The organism is Pseudomonas sp. DWRC2-2, assembly GCF_049897885.1.
In the GTDB taxonomy this organism is placed as follows: Bacteria; Pseudomonadota; Gammaproteobacteria; order Pseudomonadales; family Pseudomonadaceae; genus Aquipseudomonas; species Aquipseudomonas azotoformans_A.
The window spans coordinates 205,991-224,709 of sequence record NZ_JAFCXD010000001.1; the positions used below are offsets into that span (position 1 = coordinate 205,991).

Consider the following 18,719-nt stretch of genomic DNA (forward strand, 5'->3'; position numbering starts at 1 on the left):
GATCCCGCTTAAAGCCAGGCACCTGTCGTTTCTGCACGTTTTAAAACCTCGCCCTTAACAAATTGTGGTTCTGGCTCGCAGACCCCGCCGTTCAAGGCGTCTACGAGGTTTTGCGAATCTTCATATCTAACGCCTGTCTGCTCATGGATCGCCTTGAAGCCACGCGCATCTAACCAGTCGTGCCACTTCACCAACGCGAGGCGGCGCTGCTCTTTGGCCTGAGTGTTGATGTAGGTAGAAGCGATCTTGCCCAGGGAGTGGTTCAGCAACATCTCGCCGATGTGGCCGTCGACGCCGAGGTCAGTCCAGCCGGTGCGGGCCACCTTGCGCAGGTCGTGACTGGTCCAGGCGCCCTGCCCCAACCGAGTGAACGCGGCACTGGCTTGGTTATCACTCAGCGGCTTGCCACGGCGCGACGGGAACAGAAAAGCCCCTGTGTAGCCCTGGGTGGTTTGGCGGTCACGGTAAAGGCGCAACAGTGCGCACACTTGATCAGTCAGCGGCACGCGCAGCTCGGTCTTGCTCTTGGTGTGCTCCGCCGGCAGGAACCACTCACGCTCGGGCAATGCAACGTCAGCCCACCGCGCTTGGCGGGTTTCACCGATTCGGGTGCCGTGGCACAGCATCATTAAGGCCAGCATGGCGTCACCTGGCGCGCTGTCGAATCGCTCAGCCAGCAGCATCACCAACTCGTGCACCTGCACATCGCGAAGCCGGGCGGGCTTGGGCTGAATGCGCGCCGACGTGAAGTTGCTGAACTTCAGCTCGGCCATCGGGTTAACCGGGATCAGGTCCAGCTTGCGCGCCTGACGAAAGGCCATCGCTAGCAGACGAAACAGCTGCTGGACATACGACAAGGACAGCTCAGCCTGCACCGGCCACATCAGCAACTGGTCGAGGGCCTGGGCGTTTACATCGCGAAGCAACAAATCATCCAGCCGCGGCTTCAGCTGGCAGCTGATCGACGACTTGATGGCCGCGCGGCGTTTATCGGACAGCGCCCGCGACTTGGTCATACGGTCGCCAAACCAGTCGAGCAGCTCGCCGACGGTAAGCCAGCCCGACACGCTGGCCGCTCCATCAGCCGCCACGCGCAGGCGCACCGACGGCAACGCTGCGATCACCTGCTTGGTGTTGAGGTCTGGATAGGCTCCGATGCGGTGCCATTGGCGCTTATTGAGAAAGTACCAAGAACCACGCGTACGATTTTTGGCGAAACGAAAGTGCAACGCAGGGTGGCCGGCATCGCGCAGGTCACGCACACGCTCAAGCTTGGCGTTGCGCACAATCTCGGCATCCGACAGTTTTACTGTCAGGGTTTTGATTTGAGTATTCAAACGTTGCCCTCCTTTCGGGCAAGTAGGTCAACGACCTCAAAAGTCGATGGCCACATCCAATCGCCGTAGCGCTTGGCCATGGCCTCATCAGCGAACAAAGCCACGGCATGGTCAGGCAGGACGTCCATGTCCAACTTGAAGCCGCAGCAATGAACCGCATAGCGGTAATTGGCCGAGACCGGAACGGCCAGGCGAATCGGTGCCATCAGTTGTTTTCCTTTCTGTAACGACCGGCCAGACTGCTGATCTTTTCGGGTTTGGTCGGCTCAACCCAGCCCGCTGCGAGCTGTTCGAATCGGCTGTACTGACCGTGGAAAGCGGCGCGCACGGTGCCGCCGGCAATATCACGGCCCTTGCCGATAATGATTTCGGCAATGCCTTTGGCTTCGGAGTGTTCGTGGTAGACCTCGTCGCGGTACACGAACAGGATGATGTCAGCGTCCTGCTCGATGGCGCCGGATTCACGCAGGTCAGAACACAGCGGGCGCTTGTTGGGCCGCTCTTCGCATTTACGGGAGAGCTGGCTGAGCAGGATCACCGGAACGCCCAGCTCGCGGGCCATGAGCTTCGCTGTGCGTGTCATGTGGCTGACTTCCTGCTCACGACTGGACGTGCGCGAGTCGGACTCCACCAATTGCAGGTAGTCGATGACAATGAGGTCCAAGCCATACCGACGCTTATGGCGGCGAGCCGCCGAGCGCAGTCGATTCATTGACATCGACGCGCGATCCGACAGGAACAGGTTCGACTTCTTGAGCTTGCCGGCGGCACTCATCAGCTCGGCACCGTGAGTGTTAGGGGCTTTGCCATTTTTGATCAGCTGTAAGGGCACTCGCCCTTCGGACGCCATGAAGCGATCCATCAGGCCCGTGTTATCCATTTCCAGGCTGAACGCCATCACGCTTTTGCCATCACGGATGGCCGCGTGAGACGCGATGTTCATGGCGAGCGTGGTTTTGCCCATGGCCGGACGGCCAGCAATCACGATCAGTTGGCCAGGCTTGAGCCCTTGCAGCTTCTCGTCCAAATCAGGAATGCCCGTGGACAGGCCGTCAATTTCATTACCACGATCAGCTCGGGCCTGCAGCACCTCGATGTAGTCGTTGAGAAAGTCCTCAGCCTTGACCACTTCAGATGTTGCCGATTGGCTGTCAATGGCATGGGACTCAGCCTGTACCGCTGCCACCTTGTCAGCTGCTGGCTGGTCACCGTAGGCAATGTCGTTGATCCGCACGCTAAGCTCGATGATCGACCTATCCAAGCTGCGCTCACGAACCGTTCCGGCGTAGGAAGCGGCGTTTGCAACGCTTGGCGTATTGCGAGCAATTTCTGCGGCATAGGCAAACGAACTCGCACCACCAGGCAGATCCCCCACATAAACCCCGACGGTCACGATATCGACGGGATGACCATCACCGTGCAAGGCCAAAATCCCGCGATACAGCTCGGCGTTGTCCTCGTAGTAGAAGTCCTCGGGCACCAGATCGGCGGCAAGTACGTCGATCAGCTCTGGGCGCAGGAACATCGCTCCCAGTACACCGTGTTCAGCTTCCAGGCTGTAGGGGTCACGCATTGTAATTACCCTCAACGACCTTCACGAAGTTGCTCGGGGCAATCAGCCAATCGAAGTTACAGCGGAAGGGATTACCGCCAGCGGTCGAAACCTTACCCATCAAAAAGTCGCTGGAGCGCACCAGGGCGAAGTACTCAGCCCAGAAACTGAGATCCTGATGAACATCGCTTTCGTTCCAACGTGCGCTGACTTTTGCAATCCGATCCTTGGTCAACAACATGACCCGGGGAAACTCCGGGATCGTTGCGTTGAACAAATCGACGATTGCCTGGGTTGGGCATTTCGGCTTCGAAATTTTCGTGGGTTGCTCAGCGCCAACAAGAGGTGACGGTTCACTTGATGGTTCTATTACGGTTCTGGGTGCGGCTGCTGCGGGGGTTTTCGTCGTGAGCTGCGGGGGTGGTGGTGCATCTGCTGCGGGGTGCGCCGCCTGCGGGGGTGCATAAGATGCGGGGGTTAGGGTGTAAATCGTCGAACGCCCCATCCTTTCCCGGACAGACAAAATGCCCACCTGACCCAGCCACTTTATGGCGGCCTGAACAGTTCTTTCTGCGAGGCATGTCCGCTCAGAGATGCGAGCGACCGAAGGCCAGCAGACACCCTCGTCATTTGCATTATCGGCCAGCGAAATCAGTACAGCCTTTTGCGGGCCGCTCATGCCTTGCAACGGCCAGCACAGGCTCATGATGATGGTACTCATGCAGGGACATCCTGGGCAGGAGCCAGGGATGCCTTCAAGTGATCGAGGCATTCCCGGCGGAATTGAGACTTGGAAGCGCGCGAATACTGGCCGCTGATCATCAGGGAGGCGTTCATCGCTGCGGATTGATTGGTGACCCTGTGTCGAGACACCTTTTCGGACTCGCCGGGAAGTGTCGCGACATCGCCAGAACTATTGACTGGAGGGTTGTTTTTGATCATTATTGACCTCGCTAAACGCTGTACTGAACCGCCCTGCCAGGCGGTTTTTTTATGTCTGCGATCTGGGTACTGGATGAATCAACAGCTAAGCCAGCTCGCCTTTTGGTTTTCGCCGAATGGGCGGAAAATCAACTCATCGAACGGTTAGGCCGCCGAGTCCTTTGTTGCATTTGCAGGATCGTCTTCGCGAGTAGCACTTAGCTTTCCACCGGATTCCTTTTCCAATACACACTGCATTGGGTAGGAGAACCCGCCAGCGGATCTGCACTGCGAAACTCGGCTTCTTGTCACGCCGAGAGCCGCACCAATCGCGCCAGGCGAGCCGAAAAACGTTAAGGCTTGGTCATAGTTCATTGAGGCTTCTCCATTTCACCGAAGCGAGTTTAGAAATGTTAACCACAAAAGGCAAGTTATCTAAACTCACCATTGTTTAGAATCCTAAATATGAATTTCAGCGAACGACTCAAAGCACGCATGGACGCCCTAGGCCTCCGCGCGACAGATATCAGCGAAATGACTGGCGTATCTAAGGCCACTGTCTCTTTCTGGATTAATGGGACGAATGGCGCGAAAGGAAAAAACCTGACCTCGCTGGCCAGAGCTCTTGACTGTTCGGCAGAGTGGTTGTCAGAAGGCATCGATCCGCCCAAGGCACCCACCCTCGCTCCCATTGAAACTTGGGACGATGAAACTCCACTGGATGAAGACGAGGTCTACGTCCCATTCCTGGAAGAGGTCGAGCTGTCTGCTGGCTCCGGCAAATACTCCATAGAGCAAAGCGACTCAGCGCGGCTGCGTTTTTTCAAGAAGGACTTGCGCCAGAACAACGTGCAGTTCGCCAATGCAAAGTGCGTGTCCGTCAGCGGAAATAGCATGATTCCAGTGCTTCGAGATGGGGCCACCGTCGGTGTAAACGTCGGAAAAAACTCGCTACGCGACGTCGTTGACGGAGAGATGTACGCGATAAGTCATAACGGGCAGCTCCGTGTGAAGCAGGTTTATCGGACCCCCACGGGTATCAGGTTGCGCAGCTTCAACAGAGATGAGCACCCGGACGAGGACTACACCTTTCAAGATATCCAAGATCAACAAATAACGATTATTGGCCATGTGTTTTGGTGGGCCATGTACTCCCGCTGAAGACCTACCAGCACAGAACAAGACCCGCTTACGAGCGGGTTTTTTTATGCCTTGAGATTGGCAATCTTAACAATCTGTTAAGTTCTCTAAAGAAATCTCTTGACCGCATCTGTTAAGTTTTCTAAATTTGCCTGGTCGCCGGATAACCACCGGCCAGATCCAAGGCAGCGATGAACCGGCCTCAACGGTTCAGAGGGTTGGCAACTGACCCGGGTGCGCAGCGTAAAGCGCCAAGACGAGTTATCCAGCGGGAGAACAAGCCGAAAGGCCCGCGGCTGGACAAATAATTTGATGGGCCGGCGACCGACGCCAGTAGCGGGAAGCCGGCAAGCGTCACCAGAAGATTTCACTTCTGCACCTGGTGACGGGTGCAGTGGGAAAACAACCGGGAGTCACAGCGATGAACGAAATCATCAACGGCGCATGGAAGGGTCACCTCGGTAGAGGCCTTGCGCCCAAAGAGCTTCAGTACCTACTGGCCGCAGCCCAGGGCATGACGGCCAAAGAGATTGCCCGTCAGTTCGACGTGGCAGCCTGCACGGTAGCGAAGCGCCTTTCCTGCGCCATGTTCAAGCTCGGCGTTACCCGCCAGACAGCCATGATTGCCGAGGCTATGCGCCGCCAGATCATCTCGCCCATGTGCTTCGTGTTGGCGGCGCTGATCGCCATGCACGCAATGATTGGTGACGAGTCAATGCGTCGTGACCGCCGGGCGCCAGAACGTCGTACGGCAGAAGTCAGGATGGTACGCCGCGCCGAACAACCGATGCTGCTCGCCTAACTCAAACACCAAGGAAAAAGATATGCCCCCATCAATTCAAGAGCGGGCCGAAGGACTAGCGGCTCTACGTGTTCGCGCAACCATTGCCACCAGCACGATGTACGCCATGATCGGAAAGGAACAGCCCGTGCAAGAGGTTCGCTTCCAGGTAGTCAACAAGGGCACCGGCGCCTACCACGTTGTCGAGCGCTCCACCGGCAAGGTCATGGGGATTTGCTTCACCTGGAAGGCAGCGCTCAACCGCGCCAAGGTTCTTGAGGCTCGCGCCGATGGTAAGAAGATCAACATTGAAGGATGGTCCCAGTAATCAGGGTAATCCGTGAAGCGAATCAACAACCAGGTGCGACAGCGCCGGCGGCACGCATGGCTTGATTTGCCAGCACATGAAATCGAAGAGGTAGGCCATGGCCAAGCACAACGCGCAGATGCAGCGGGACAAGCGCGCGAAAGACAAGGCGCTGCTCGAACGGATCGGCACCGAGAAACGAACGTTGATTGTCTCGAAAGCGCTCGATGATGCACTTCAGGTGCTTGGCGAGCGCCACGATTTCGAGGAATGGCGGGAGACAGTCTCGACGCTCCTGATCAACCTGGTAACAACGCCTGCCGCCGAATCTGCGCGCTTCTCCTCCATGTCGCGACCTGTTTTCGAAGTAACCGAAAAGCAGTCTCGACAGCTAGCGCAGTTTGCAAAGACCGGAAACGAAGCGTGACCGATTTCACTTCCCCGCTTGCAATCGGCGAAGCAACTCGAGCCCGTCATCGCCCGGCTTCAATTGCCAAGGCTCCACGCTCAAGACAGTTTCGATGCCACCAGGAAGGCATTTGCAAAGATTAATGCAGAACTTATGAGTGGATTTGAGCAGGCTCATAATATCGCCGTCTTTGATTGTGTGTGATACGGAAGACTCGCCAAACACAGTAGCTAAATCATTGTGCGCGATTAACTTATTTCTGTAATTCTTTATATTTAGTTTTCGATAGAACCCCTTAAGCTCATTGAATTCTGAAAGCAACGCCTCGCTGGCAAACTCTCGATACTTGTGTTCTAAAAAATCGAGAGACAAGTTATTATCGGACCCAAAAGACTTAGAATCAAAAACCGCAGAAATTCGCGTCAATATACTAATGAACATTGACTTCTGAATAATACTAAATACCGGCGTGAGGTTTCTATTCAAAATATCCGTAGAAGCCGAAAAGCAGTAAAGCTGCTCATACAACTGAACTTCCCTCCTGATATCTGAGATATATGAGTTGTAACGTGAAATTTCATTCAGCGCCGCTTTTAAATCAAACATTTTCCTCTCCTATCGGCTCCATGCCGGTCACCCGTAATACCCCATATCAACATTTTATGCCAGCCGGCGAGGATCCCATATGACCGATGTCAACTTCGGCTTTGTATGCAGTGGCATCGAAGCTTGCCTTCGAGAGCGAGTCGATGCGCGCCTGCAATGGTGAAGATTCTTATTCACCAAAACTCAGCCGCTACGAAGTCAATTCGGCTATAGCCACTTCACATAGCAAAATTTGGTGCTGTGTTGTACTGATACAAGCCCTGGCGACGCCAAGCCTGTAATGAAGGGCGAACACAGTAGCCCCCCTGTGTTCAAGGAGTTTCTTATCCAGCAGTTCTATCGACCTGCGCACAGTGCAGACTGCGTTTACAACGACGGGATCAGGAAGTGCTAATAGATCAATTCGGTCGAGCATTAAAATTACTTTTTGGATATCGGCTCGCACGTGGAGAGGATTAACACTCCCATTTTCAGTTAATGACTCTTGCTCAATGACATTCAGTGCGTAGTTAAGAACCCCGACGATCACGGCACATTTAGCTGAATCCTGACGCATTGCGACTTTCTCTGCTCGTCTGCTCTGGCGGCTCGCAATGACCCACGCGGCCCAGATCGAAACAATCGCCCCAACTGCCTGAACCCAGCTTGCCCACTCACTGGTAGTTAACTCCACGTTCATCAAAGCCAAAGCTAAGGCGAAAACGGCAGACAAACATAAAACAATGTTTGGAACCGATAGTAACGGTTCAAACAAACTCTTCCCGTAATCATTAAGCATCGCGATCTCCCTTTCCCTATCCGCCAAATACACCCGGCAAGGATCCCCTATGTCCGCACAACAGAAGAAAAACCCCTTCGACTTCAAAACCCAATACGGACTCGGCTTCAACCCTCAGGACGATGAGATTGTTGTCGACTTCTTCTGTGGTGGCGGCGGGGCCGGTACCGGGCTGGAAATGGGCCTGGGCCGCACGGTGAACGTGGCGAAGAATCACAGTCCGCAAGCGATAGGCATGCACACCGTCAATCACCCAGGCGCCAAGCACTTCACCACCGACGTGTTCGATGGTGACCCGGACACCGAATGCGGCGGCATGGCCGTGGGCTGGTTCCACATGTCACCGGACTGCACGCACCACTCCCAGGCCGCGGGCGGCCAGCCGCGCAAGCGCGAGATCCGCAACCTGTCGTGGATCGGCCTCAAGTGGGGAGGAAAGAAGCGCCCACGGGTGATCAGCCTGGAGAACGTGAAGCAGATCCTGCAGTGGGGCCGACTGATCGCCAAGCGCGACAAGGCCACGGGCCGAGTGGTCAAGCTGGACGGCACTATTGCTGCGCCTGGTGAGGTTGTGCCGGTGGGCCAGCAGTTCCTGATTCCTGACCCGAAACAGCGCGGCCGCACCTGGCGCCGCTTCGTGGCTCTGCTGGAAGGAATGGGCTATGTGGTGGAGTGGAAGGTGATCAAGGCATGCGACTTCGGCGCGCCGACCAGCCGGGAACGCCTGTTCATGATCGCCCGGTGCGACGGCCAGCCGATTGTGTGGCCTGAGCCAACCCACGCCAAGAACCCGGCCAAGGGCCAGCAAAAGTGGAAGACGGCCGCTGATTGCATCGACTTTACCGACCTGGGCAAAAGCATTTTTGGCCGCAAGAAGGACCTGGCGCCGGCCACCCTACGCCGCGTTGCCAAGGGCATGAAGAAATTCGTTATCGACAGCGCGGCGCCATTCATTGTCCCGATCGCCAACTGGTCAGGGGAGGCGGTGCAGTCGGCCGCCGAGCCGCTGCGCACGATCACCTCCTACCCGAAGGGCGGAGCCTTCTCGGTGGTCAGCCCTGTGATTGCCCCGGCAACGCACCAGGGTAGCGACCGCATCAACGACCCGCTCGACCCGTTACCGACAGTGACCTGCGCAAATCGCGGCGAGCTAACGCTGATCGGCCCGGTGAGGGTTGGAGCCGGCGGGCCAGAGTACTCCGGCAAGCCGGTGGGCATGAACCAGCCGGTGGGCACGCTGATGACCCAGAACCACCGCGCGATCGCAGCGGCACACCTTGTGAAGTTCCGCTTCGATGACGCGGGCAAGGCGCTGGACGAGCCGCTACCGACCATAACCAGCGGCGGCAACTACCAGCGCCCGGCCGGTGCCGCCCACGCCATGGGCATTTCAACGGTGTTCATGGCTCAAATGAATGGCGGTTTCAACACCACGACCGCCAAGAGCATCGAAGACCCGATGACCACGGTGGCCAACACCGGCAGTCAGCAGCAGCTGGTGGCGGCGAACCTGGTGCACCTTCGCGGCAACTGCGATGCGCGTGGCGTAAACGGCCCGCTGCACACCATCAGCGCCGGCGGCCAGCACCACGGGTTGGCCAGCGCATTCATGGAGCGGGCATTCGGCGGCAGTGTTGGCCAGGTCCTGGAAGATCCGGCGCCGACCATCACGGCCGGCGCCGGTGGCAAGAGCTCACTGGTGTCGCTCACCCTCTCGCCAGAGCATGAAGCGGGCGCCCTGCGGGTTGCCGCCTTCCTGATCAGCTACTACGGCACCGAGAACGTCAGCGCTTGCGACTCGCCGGCGCCGACGATCACCACCAAGGACCGCCTAGCCATGGTCACCGTGATGGTCAAGGGCACGCCCTACGTGATCGTCGACATCTGCCTGCGGATGCTGAAACCGGATGAGCTGTACAAGGCCCAGGGCTTCCCAGCCGACTACATCATAAGCCACGGCGCCGACGGCAAGCCGTTCACCAAGACTCAGCAGGTGCACATGTGCGGCAACAGCGTCAGCCCTCCGCCGATGGCAGCACTGGCGCGGGCCAACGACCCGTGGCGCACTGAGCAACGCCAATCGCGGGCAGCTTGATGGTCAGCTCGAACCGGGGGGAATACCGTCCTTGTTGAAGTCCTTCAGGCGCTCCCGCTCCTCCTCGGTGGAATGCGCCGGGGTTTCTTGCTCGGGCTCTTTATTCTTTTCTTCAGTCATCGCTACGTCCTCTGGGTTGTAGCTGTTTCGGCACCTGGCGGAATCAGCAGTTCAAATCAGTCCACTCCACCGCCCGAACACGGCCAAGCGAGACAAGCAATGTCTAAGGAAGGCACACCATTGCCTACCGGATACCGCTTAGACGTACACAAGCCTGGTGACAATATCCGAGTCGATTAATGGGGTGGTGCCAACCTCTTGCTGATCAGCTATCCACCGCCGTGACAGGTATATATCGAACTTCCAGGGATGCAGCTTAAGCAGCTCAATTGCAGACCCGGTAATTCGGTACCGCCCGCATGCTGTGCACGAATACTCCTCAGTGTCCGGCAGCACTATCGGCACAACGTTATATCCGCATATGTAGCAGCCCATGATTACCCTCCCCGGTAATCGCTGAACTTTAACTGCTCTTTGTCTGCCATCCAACACTCGGGCATGGCCCGGCAAGGACTCCCCCGTGAAACGGATTTACCTCAGCGGCCCAATGACAGGTCTGCCCGGCCTCAACTTTGCCGCCTTCCACACAATGACCACTAAACTGCGCGCCGGCGGCCACACTGTCACCAACCCCGCCGAGATCAACACTGACGGCGGCACCTGGAACGACTGCATGCGCCGGGACATTGCCGCCCTGATGGGATGCGACACCATAGCAACCCTGCCCGGCTGGGAGCATTCAACGGGTGCCCGCCTGGAAGTCCTGATCGCCGAACGTCTCAGCATGACGGTTGTGAACGCCCATGATCTGATAACGAGGGAGGCCGTATGAGTGAAGCACCAGATATTGTCGCCTACCACGTTGTTGATGAGTACGGGCAGAAGAAGGTGTTGCTGCCAGGAGCGGAAGGCATCAAGCGTCACCGGAGCCGTTGCGCAACATTGAGAGGCTTGTCGATATCGACACCGCCAACCGGCTGCTGGCCGAGTGAGACGCCCTGCAACAGCGCCTGACCGCAGCGGATGAGCGCAATGATGCGAAAATCGAGCTGCTACAGCGCTCCCGCGCAGTTATCGAAGGCGGAGGTTAGGTGGATCTTGGAAGAGATATCGCCAAGTTCTTCAAGCCATGAAGGCCAAATCCCCGCCCACTGTAGGTGCCTGCTGGCACTTGTGTCCTAGGCGGGCTCGGCGGAGCCACTTAACTCCAAGAGAGCCTGCCACTTTTCGACCGCCAGTCGGTGCTGCTTTACAGCCTCATCCCAGACATGCCCATTCATGTCCCCGGCTGATACCAACATCATGATCCTAGTGGTCGCAGCATCCAAATCAATCAGTAGCTCGTGGGATTTAAATCTAAAATCATCGATTTCGCGCATAAGTCCGCCTTGCGACAGGGCTATCAAAAATGCCGCTGTTGTACCCGTCATAAATGACCAGCACGAAATCAATTAAGTCCAATTTGTGGATGAAAGGTTATTTGCTTCCGCTGGATCCCAATTTAGACAGGGGGGCGGGCTTTCCCAAACTTGATAAAGGGCCGTGGAGAGCTTTTTCTTTCCCTCGCTCGATCCCCCACTTCATGGCCTGGGTCATCGTCTCACCTGGTCGAGAATCGAATGCCTCTTCGAAGATCATCATCCCCTTCACGCCGTAAACCCCAACAAACAGTTGGGTTGCACCGGTCTGTGACATCCGGACATGGACATTTACCAAGGTACCGTCCGCCAGCCGCTCATCAACTGAGCGTGTATGGATGGCAGGATCTGCCCATTCCCAATAGACCCTACCCCGTGTTCTCATTTTTGTCGTCTCATGATTAAGGTGGCAATTATGCGACCTGAGTGAACTTGAACGAAATACCAAGCAACAAATATTTATTCCTCCCTCCCCCCTTCAAAGTCAGCCGCTATAGCGGCAAGGAACCCGGCATGCCTGAAGAAAGTAAATCAAGCTTGCGCCAGCGCATGGCGACATATATGAGCGGCATAGGCGGCTCCCGAGGTAACTGGTTCTGCACCTGGTGGTTCCGGTTTCACATTGAGCCGTTCACCACCAAGCAGATCCGCCGGGAGCTTGAGCTAATGACGCGTAAGGGTTGGTCGAGTCGGAGCACAGTCAGAGTAACAACACAAAATGGAAACTGGTCGAGGTGGCGCCATGATCGCCACCCTCTGGATCGCCTACGTCTTCATCTACAAGGGGCCTAGGCCATGAGTAACAGAATCGTTTGCCAGTTCAGCTGCGGTGCTGCTTCGGCGGTGGCCACCAAACTGGCTCTGGCCGAATATGGCGCAACCCGCGATGTGCAGATAATCAACGCCTTCCTGGCCAATGAGCACGACGACAACCGGCGGTTCGCCCAGGACTGTGAAGTCTGGTTCGGCCAACCTATCACCGTGCTTCGGGATGATAAATACGGGGCCGACGTGCAGAGCGTGTTCCTACGCGAACGGTACATGAAGGGCCCTCACGGAGCGCCATGCTCGACGCTGCTTAAGCGCAGGCTGCTCTCCACCTACGAACAACCGGGTGACGTGATGGTCTTCGGCTACACCGCCGAAGAGACCGATCGGCTGGACGACTTCAGAGAAAGAAACCCAGACCGACCAGTGATTGCTCCGCTAATAGATCGAGGCCTGGGCAAAGAGGACTGCAAAGCCATCATAGAACGAGCCGGTGTCGAACTGCCTGCCATGTATCGCATTGGCTATTACAACGCGAACTGTATTGGCTGCCCAAAAGGCGGCGAAGGATATTGGCGCGCAATTCGTGAAGACTTTCCAGAGGTGTTCGAGCAGCGTTGTTTGGTCCAGGACGAACTGGGGCCCGGCTCATGGTTTCTTCGCTACCGGTCAGGAACTAGGAAGGATGAGCGATTCCCTTTGCGCGACCTTCCTGTTGGCCCGATCGCGCGCAACGAGAAGCTGCCCAACTGCAGCTTTTTCTGCGAGATGGCCGAGGCCGATATCGCCGCAACAGCCTAACCCCAAGCCCCCTACATGCCTGCCGGTTAGCGGCCAGTAAGGTGCCCACCCAGCAGAATTAGCCTCGCCATCCATAGACCGGTAAAGAGCCTCTTGTGCAGGGTGGGCACGGAAAAGAATACTCACGCAAAAAACATATTCAATAGCCAATTATCGACTGGATAAAAGCGTAGAGATAAAAGTGTTCGCCCGAACCAGATGCAAGTCCCCCGGTAAGGCTGCAATGAAGTTCTGGCAGGGCGAACGCTAAAAAACTATCACAGGTAGTGCTCCGCTCCAACTTGACACTTTAAACCGATGCAGGAAGCCAGCAAGTTGGGCAGGGCACTTCCCCAATCCCAGTCCCTAAAACGCCAGCCGGTGAGCGGCGTTTCACTTATCCCGTCCACGCCAACCTATCAACATCAATACTAAGCCAGGTATTAGTAGCCCCGGCGCGACATAGGCCAACGTTCCGCTCGCCAGTAGTCCAGTAAGCCCGAAAACCAATCCGCAAATCGTAAGCGGCAGTCCTACTACAAATATTGGCTGCTTGAACGCCTTATCCATCGTTCGATTCCATCCAGAATTTTTCTTATTAAACCATATGTGCCTGCCGGTGAGCGGCGGGCGAGGTATTCCTATGCCCTTCATCATGAGAACGAGCGCGATAACAACAGTTTTCGAGGTTCCGGACAGGGTCGATCTTTTACGTGTTCGCCAGCTGGGCCTTTCAGAGCTTGGCGATGACGAGGACGCCATCGACTCCGTATCCATTCAGCACGACAAAGTCATGAACGAGATCTATCTCGGAGACGCTGCGCGGAAGACGGTTTCAATCTCGCACAGCATCGTCGACCCCAACGAATGACCCACCTTCTGCCGCCCAGCGCGGCAAGGACACCATCATGGAAATGCAGAGCGAAACCCTTGCCGAGGAAGAGATCGCGGCAATCACCGGCTACATGATCCCGTCGGGCCAGATTGCGTGGCTCAATCGGAACGGCTGGAAATACGTACTGACCCGGGCGCGTCGGCCGGTTGTTGGCCGGGTCTATGCCCGGATGAAGCTGGCAGGCGTGAAGCCATCAGCTGAAAACGTCGCGGCCGAGGCCTGGTCGCTGGATCTTTCAAAAGTAGGATAATTCGATGCGAGCAAAAAAGGCGGCAAACAGGGACCTGCCGCCGCGAATGATTCGGCGTGTACGCACGCTGAAAGGCGGTAAAGAGTGGGTGGGCTACTACTACGACGGGAGGAATGAAGACGGGAAGCGGGTGGAAATCCCGCTCGGGGGTGACTTGGATATCGCCAAAGCTGAATGGGCAAAGCTCGATTGCAAGCCAGTGCCGAAGAAGAATGCTTTACTGGGCCAGGTGTTCGACCGTTATGAACGAGAGATCATCCCCGGCAAAGCGCCGAAGACGCAGAGCGATAACCTGCTGAGCCTGAAGCAGCTGCGCAAAGCTTTCTGCGATGCGCCCATCGACGCGGTGACGCCGCAGATCATCGCGCAGTATCGAGACAGTCGAAGTGCAAAGGTGCGTGCAAACCGGGAAATCTCGCTGCTGTCACACATTTACAATATAGCGCGCGAGTGGGGTCTCACCGAAAACAACCCTGCCGCCGGCGTGCGCAAGAACAAAGAGGCGCCGCGAGACTTCTACGCCAGCGAGGAAATCTGGAGCGCCGTGTATACCGTGGCAGCCTCAGAGCTGCGCGATGCAATGGACCTGGCCTACCTGACCGCACAGCGCCCTGCGGACACCCTGTCCATGCGAGAGGCTGACGCCGTTAACGAGTTCCTGCAGGTGTCTCAGGGCAAGACGTCCAAGAAGCTGCGAATCCGCCTGACGGCCGCCGGCGCGATGAATGATTTAGGCGCACTGGTTGAGCGCTTGATCGCACAGAGACGCACCCGTGGAGTTCGAAACCCCTACCTGATAGTCACCGAGGACGGCAGGCAGGTAACAAAGCACATGCTCCGTCTCCGCTTCGACGATGCTCGCGACAAGGCGATCACCATCGCCAGAGAAAACGGCGATGGAGTGTTGGCAGCCAGCATTCGAAATTTCCAGTTCCGCGACATCCGTCCCAAGGCTGCAAGCGAGATCCTCGACCTAGGAGATGCAAGCCGGCTCCTGGGCCACACGGACAAACGGATAACCGAGACCGTTTATCGACGCGTCGGGGAGATTGTGAAGCCGACTCGCTGACCGCAATTTGCAACGAGTTGCGGAAACCGCCTGAAATCATGCGGAAACGATCGGCCTGTACGCTGAAAACTTTGCCAAATCCCAGAAACACAAAAGCCCCGCACTGCGGGGCTTTCATTTGAATCTTGGCGGGAAACCAGGGATTCGAACCCTGGAGACGCTATTAACGTCCGCCGGTTTTCAAGACCGGTGCATTCAACCACTCTGCCAATTTCCCTTGTGCATCACAGGATTATAGTAGCCCATCCCGTCTCAGCGGGCGCCATAATACCCGAATGAAACACACTGTCAAACTCTTGCCATAGCTTGTTACAGAGCGTCTGTTATGATCTTTGCGACTGAACGTTTCAAAACCGAAGGAGTGTCGCCATGCGCGAACAGAATTACGCAGTGAATGGTAACGCGCAGGCTGAGCAGCTTGAAGTCAGCCGCGTGTTGCGCAACACCTATGGCTTGCTCGCCCTTACCCTCGCATTCAGCGGCGTGATGGCGTTCGTGGCCCAGCAGATGCGCGTCGGCTACCCGAATATCTTTGTCGTGCTGATCGGCTTCTATGGCCTGTTCTTCCTGACCAACAAGCTGCGTGACTCGGCCTGGGGCCTGGTATCGGCATTTGCCTTGACCGGTTTCATGGGCTTTATCCTCGGCCCGATCCTCAACCGTTACCTCGGCATGGCCGGCGGCGCGGAAGTGGTCAGCTCGGCGTTTGCCATGACCGCACTGGTGTTTGGTGGTCTGTCGGCCTACGTGCTGATCACCCGCAAGGACATGAGCTTCCTGGGCGGTTTCATCACCGCTGGTTTCTTCGTATTGCTGGCGGCCGTGGTGGCGAGCATGTTCTTCCAGATCAGCGGCCTGCAACTGGCGATCAGCGCAGGTTTCGTGCTGTTTTCCTCGGTGTGCATCCTGTTCCAGACCAGTGCGATCATCCACGGTGGTGAGCGTAACTACATCATGGCGACCGTCAGCCTGTATGTGTCGATCTACAACCTGTTTATCAGCCTGTTGCAGATCTTCGGCATCATGAGCCGCGACGACTGATTGTCAGCACCCAAAAAAATGCCCCGCATCGAAAGATGCGGGGCATTTTTGTTTCAAGGGACTTAATACTGGTTGGGCTCCATTTCCAGATCGACCTTGAATCGCTCGGCAATATCGCGCTGGATACGCTGGGCCAGGTTCGCAATATCGTGCCCCGTGGCGTCGCCGTAGTTGACCAGCACCAGAGCCTGCAATTTATGCACGCCGGCATCGCCGTCACGGAAGCCCTTCCAGCCGGCCTTGTCGATCAGCCAGCCGGCCGCGAGCTTCATCTGCCCATCGGCCTGCGGGTACGCCACCAGGTCCGGATACAGCGCCTGCAGCTCAGCCGCCAGCACGTGGGACACCAGCGGGTTCTTGAAGAAGCTGCCCGCATTGCCCAGCTCTGCCGGGTCCGGCAGTTTTTCCCGGCGGATACTGCAGATCGCGCGGCTGACATCACTCGGTGTCGCTTCGGTGATCCCCTGCCCCGCCAGGCGCTGCTGTACCGGGCCGTAGTCGAGTTTGAGATGGCTGGCGCGGCTCAGGGCAAAGCGCACCCGCAGGATCAGCCAGCGGCCGGTTTCGTGCTTGAACAGGCTGTCGCGGTAGGCAAAGTTGCACTCGTCCAGGCTGAAGTCGCGCAGTTCACCGGTGTGGCGATCCAGGGCTGTCAGGCCGGCGAATACGTCCTTGATCTCCACACCGTAGGCGCCAATGTTCTGCATGGGCGCTGCGCCAACGGTGCCGGGGATGAGGCTGAGGTTTTCCAGGCCGCAGAAACCTTGTTCCAGGGTCCACAGCACGAACGGGTGCCAGGCCTCGCCAGCTTCGGCCTCGACCACCACCTGCGTACCGTCGTCGTGCAACACACGGATACCCTGGCTGGCCATGCGCAGCACCAGCGCCGGAATGTCCTGGGTCAACAGCAAGTTGCTACCGCCACCGATCACCAGCAGCGGCACCGCATGAGCGGCTGAATAGGCCAAGGCTTCACGAACATCATCGTCATTGTGGGCCTCGGCAAACAGCTGGGCGCGCACGTCAATGCCAAAGCTGTTGAATGGCTTGAGCGATACCTGCGCAAGCACCTGCAAGGTCATAACCGCCCCTTCAATTCGATCACCAATAAATCACAGGCGCGCTCGATCAGGTCCAGGACCCGTTCGAAGCCTTGTTCACCTTCGTAATACGGGTCTGGCACTTCGTCCACTTCGGCGTCGTAGCGGCGCAGGAACAGGTCCAGTTCCGCCTTACCCTGGCCCGGTTGCAGGGCCTTGAGGTTGCGCAGGTTGCTGTGATCCATGGCCAGGATCAGGTCATAGCGCGCAAAGTCGGCGCGAGAAACCTGCTGGGCACGCTGGGCCGACAGATCGTAGCCGCGCACCAACGCCGCGCGCTGGCTGCGTTGGTCCGGCGGGTTACCGACATGCCATTCGCCCGTGCCAGCGGACGCGACCTCGACCTGCCCCGCCAGCCCCGCTTCGCGCAATTTATGGCGCAGTACGCCCTCTGCGGTGGGCGAACGGCAGATGTTGCCCAGGCAGACAAACAGAACCTCCATCAGGCCCCCAGCAGGCGACGGACGCGCTCAAGGTCTTCCGGGGTGTCGACACCGGCGGGCGGCGCTTCCAGCGCATCGCCCACATGGATCCGCACGCCGTGCCACAGGGCGCGTAGTTGCTCCAGGGACTCGGTGTTTTCCAGCCAGCACGGGCCCCAGCTGACAAAGTCATGCAGGAAACCGGCGCGGTAGGCGTAAATGCCGATATGGCGACGGTAAGGCACGCCTTCCGGCAACACGTCAGGCTGCTTGGCGAAGGCGTCGCGCGCCCAAGGCAAGGTCGAACGACTGAACGTCAGCGCCAGGCCATTGATGTCACTGACCACTTTCACCACGTTCGGGTTGAACAGGGTCTCGATATCTTCGATCGGCTCGGCCAGGGTCGCCATGCGCGCTTCGCCATGGGCGGCGAGGTTGGCGGCCACCTGGTCGATCACGCGCGGCGGGATCAGGGGTTCGTCGCCCTGCACGTTGACCACGATGGCGTCTGGCGCCAGGCCAAGCTGGGTGGCCACTTCGGCCAGGCGGTCGGTGCCGGAGTTGTGGTCCTCGCGGGTCAGCACCGCCTCGGCGCCGAAGCCCTTGCAGGCTTCGATGATGCGCGGGTCGTCGGTGGCCACCACCACGCGCTCGGCGCTGCTTTTGCAGGCCTGTTCCCACACCAACTGGATCATCGGCTTGCTGCCGATCAGTTGCAGCGGCTTGCCCGGTAGGCGAGTCGAGGCGTAGCGGGACGGGATGACAACGGTAAAGGCGGTGGTCATTTATCCAAGCGCTCGTCGGTGGTCAAGGTGCGGGCTTCGCTTTCCAGCATCACCGGGATGCCATCACGGATCGGGTAAGCCAGGCCAGCGCCTTTGCTGATCAGCTCGGTTTTGTCGGCGCTGAGCTTGAGCGGGCCTTTGCAGATCGGGCAAGCGAGGATGTCGAGCAATTTGGTGTCCATGAGTGTTTCCTGGAAAGCAGCGG

General features: G+C 57.6%; 22 protein-coding genes and 1 tRNA gene. 11 read left to right on the forward strand and 12 right to left on the reverse strand.

The features are described 5' to 3' along the window. Positions 1–8 precede the first annotated feature (8 nt). The 4 genes from ACP7EW_RS01115 to ACP7EW_RS01130 are packed head-to-tail and all read right to left on the reverse strand — an operon-like array spanning position 9 to position 3,610. Complete coding sequence (locus tag ACP7EW_RS01115) at positions 9–1,337, reverse strand: tyrosine-type recombinase/integrase (RefSeq protein ID WP_426214722.1); 1,329 nt, start codon at positions 1,335–1,337, stop codon at positions 9–11. Next, positions 1,334–1,543: a hypothetical protein gene (locus ACP7EW_RS01120; RefSeq protein WP_426214724.1), complete on the reverse strand. Its 210-nt coding sequence runs from the start codon at positions 1,541–1,543 to the stop codon at positions 1,334–1,336. The genes ACP7EW_RS01115 and ACP7EW_RS01120 overlap by 4 nt, the downstream gene beginning before the upstream one ends. Then, positions 1,543–2,910 (reverse strand): replicative DNA helicase, encoded by a 1,368-nt coding sequence (dnaB, locus tag ACP7EW_RS01125; protein WP_426214726.1) that lies wholly within the window; start codon positions 2,908–2,910, stop codon positions 1,543–1,545. Before dnaB ends, ACP7EW_RS01120 begins: the two co-directional genes overlap by 1 nt. Next, positions 2,903–3,610, reverse strand: a complete 708-nt coding sequence (locus tag ACP7EW_RS01130; protein WP_426214728.1) for a helix-turn-helix domain-containing protein — start codon at positions 3,608–3,610, stop codon at positions 2,903–2,905. The genes dnaB and ACP7EW_RS01130 overlap by 8 nt, the downstream gene beginning before the upstream one ends. 665 nt (positions 3,611–4,275) lie before the next feature. Here ACP7EW_RS01130 and ACP7EW_RS01135 point away from each other — a divergent pair. From ACP7EW_RS01135 to ACP7EW_RS01150, 4 genes are all read left to right on the forward strand, one after another. Continuing rightward, on the forward strand, positions 4,276–4,971 hold the full coding sequence (locus ACP7EW_RS01135; protein WP_426214730.1) for a S24 family peptidase: 696 nt from the start codon (positions 4,276–4,278) through the stop codon (positions 4,969–4,971). 400 nt (positions 4,972–5,371) lie between these two features. Beyond that, positions 5,372–5,752 carry a LuxR C-terminal-related transcriptional regulator gene (locus ACP7EW_RS01140; protein WP_426214732.1) on the forward strand — a complete coding sequence of 127 codons (381 nt, stop codon included), beginning with the start codon at positions 5,372–5,374 and terminating at the stop codon, positions 5,750–5,752. Between the two features lie 22 nt (positions 5,753–5,774). After that, positions 5,775–6,059, forward strand: a complete 285-nt coding sequence (locus tag ACP7EW_RS01145) for a hypothetical protein (RefSeq protein ID WP_426214734.1) — start codon at positions 5,775–5,777, stop codon at positions 6,057–6,059. 97 nt (positions 6,060–6,156) lie between these two features. Beyond that, entirely contained in the window at positions 6,157–6,465 is a 309-nt protein-coding gene (locus ACP7EW_RS01150; protein WP_426214736.1) for a hypothetical protein, read from the forward strand. A 6-nt stretch (positions 6,466–6,471) separates the two neighbouring features. Here the strand turns inward: ACP7EW_RS01150 and ACP7EW_RS01155 are convergent, their stop codons facing one another. Together ACP7EW_RS01155 and ACP7EW_RS01160 are read right to left on the reverse strand one after the other, a co-directional pair. Next, entirely contained in the window at positions 6,472–7,053 is a 582-nt protein-coding gene (locus ACP7EW_RS01155) for a hypothetical protein (protein WP_426214738.1), read from the reverse strand. 190 nt (positions 7,054–7,243) lie between these two features. Continuing rightward, positions 7,244–7,831: a hypothetical protein gene (locus ACP7EW_RS01160; RefSeq protein WP_426214740.1), complete on the reverse strand. Its 588-nt coding sequence runs from the start codon at positions 7,829–7,831 to the stop codon at positions 7,244–7,246. Between the two features lie 49 nt (positions 7,832–7,880). Here ACP7EW_RS01160 and ACP7EW_RS01165 point away from each other — a divergent pair, with 49 nt between their 5' ends. Together ACP7EW_RS01165 and ACP7EW_RS01170 are read left to right on the forward strand one after the other, a co-directional pair. Continuing rightward, positions 7,881–9,926 (forward strand): DNA cytosine methyltransferase, encoded by a 2,046-nt coding sequence (locus ACP7EW_RS01165; RefSeq protein WP_426214742.1) that lies wholly within the window; start codon positions 7,881–7,883, stop codon positions 9,924–9,926. A gap of 580 nt (positions 9,927–10,506) precedes the next feature. After that, the gene (locus ACP7EW_RS01170) at positions 10,507–10,818 is read left to right on the forward strand and encodes a DUF4406 domain-containing protein (RefSeq protein ID WP_426214744.1); all 312 of its coding nucleotides are present in this window, start codon (positions 10,507–10,509) and stop codon (positions 10,816–10,818) included. Positions 10,819–11,164: 346 nt separating this feature from the next. Here ACP7EW_RS01170 and ACP7EW_RS01175 read toward each other — a convergent pair whose 3' ends face one another. Beyond that, a complete protein-coding gene (locus tag ACP7EW_RS01175) occupies positions 11,165–11,365 on the reverse strand; it encodes a hypothetical protein (protein ID WP_426214745.1) in 201 nt (66 codons plus the stop codon). Between the two features lie 834 nt (positions 11,366–12,199). On the opposite strand from ACP7EW_RS01175, the gene ACP7EW_RS01180 reads away from it, so the two are divergent. From ACP7EW_RS01180 to ACP7EW_RS01195, 4 genes are all read left to right on the forward strand, one after another. Beyond that, positions 12,200–12,973: a hypothetical protein gene (locus tag ACP7EW_RS01180; protein ID WP_426214747.1), complete on the forward strand. Its 774-nt coding sequence runs from the start codon at positions 12,200–12,202 to the stop codon at positions 12,971–12,973. Positions 12,974–13,595: 622 nt separating this feature from the next. Further along, a complete protein-coding gene (locus ACP7EW_RS01185; RefSeq protein ID WP_426214749.1) occupies positions 13,596–13,823 on the forward strand; it encodes a hypothetical protein in 228 nt (75 codons plus the stop codon). Between the two features lie 37 nt (positions 13,824–13,860). Continuing rightward, positions 13,861–14,097 carry a DUF4224 domain-containing protein gene (locus ACP7EW_RS01190; RefSeq protein ID WP_034127852.1) on the forward strand — a complete coding sequence of 79 codons (237 nt, stop codon included), beginning with the start codon at positions 13,861–13,863 and terminating at the stop codon, positions 14,095–14,097. A gap of 4 nt (positions 14,098–14,101) precedes the next feature. Continuing rightward, the gene (locus ACP7EW_RS01195) at positions 14,102–15,166 is read left to right on the forward strand and encodes a tyrosine-type recombinase/integrase (RefSeq protein WP_426214751.1); all 1,065 of its coding nucleotides are present in this window, start codon (positions 14,102–14,104) and stop codon (positions 15,164–15,166) included. A gap of 126 nt (positions 15,167–15,292) precedes the next feature. On the opposite strand, the gene ACP7EW_RS01200 is transcribed toward ACP7EW_RS01195, so the two are convergent. Continuing rightward, positions 15,293–15,383: transfer RNA gene (locus tag ACP7EW_RS01200), tRNA-Ser, on the reverse strand. Positions 15,384–15,535: 152 nt separating this feature from the next. Between ACP7EW_RS01200 and ACP7EW_RS01205 the strand changes: the two genes are divergently transcribed. Beyond that, positions 15,536–16,207 (forward strand): Bax inhibitor-1/YccA family protein, encoded by a 672-nt coding sequence (locus ACP7EW_RS01205; protein WP_025858161.1) that lies wholly within the window; start codon positions 15,536–15,538, stop codon positions 16,205–16,207. A 62-nt stretch (positions 16,208–16,269) separates the two neighbouring features. Here ACP7EW_RS01205 and murB read toward each other — a convergent pair whose 3' ends face one another. From murB to ACP7EW_RS01225, 4 genes are read right to left on the reverse strand one after another with little or no spacing between them, the layout of a single operon-like run. Then, positions 16,270–17,289: a UDP-N-acetylmuramate dehydrogenase gene (gene murB, locus ACP7EW_RS01210; protein ID WP_426214753.1), complete on the reverse strand. Its 1,020-nt coding sequence runs from the start codon at positions 17,287–17,289 to the stop codon at positions 16,270–16,272. After that, positions 17,286–17,750 (reverse strand): low molecular weight protein-tyrosine-phosphatase, encoded by a 465-nt coding sequence (locus ACP7EW_RS01215; RefSeq protein WP_010209653.1) that lies wholly within the window; start codon positions 17,748–17,750, stop codon positions 17,286–17,288. Before ACP7EW_RS01215 ends, murB begins: the two co-directional genes overlap by 4 nt. Next, positions 17,750–18,514: a 3-deoxy-manno-octulosonate cytidylyltransferase gene (gene kdsB / locus ACP7EW_RS01220; RefSeq protein ID WP_177112639.1), complete on the reverse strand. Its 765-nt coding sequence runs from the start codon at positions 18,512–18,514 to the stop codon at positions 17,750–17,752. The genes ACP7EW_RS01215 and kdsB overlap by 1 nt, the downstream gene beginning before the upstream one ends. Continuing rightward, entirely contained in the window at positions 18,511–18,696 is a 186-nt protein-coding gene (locus tag ACP7EW_RS01225) for a Trm112 family protein (RefSeq protein ID WP_003174668.1), read from the reverse strand. The genes kdsB and ACP7EW_RS01225 overlap by 4 nt, the downstream gene beginning before the upstream one ends. Positions 18,697–18,719: the final 23 nt, after the last annotated feature.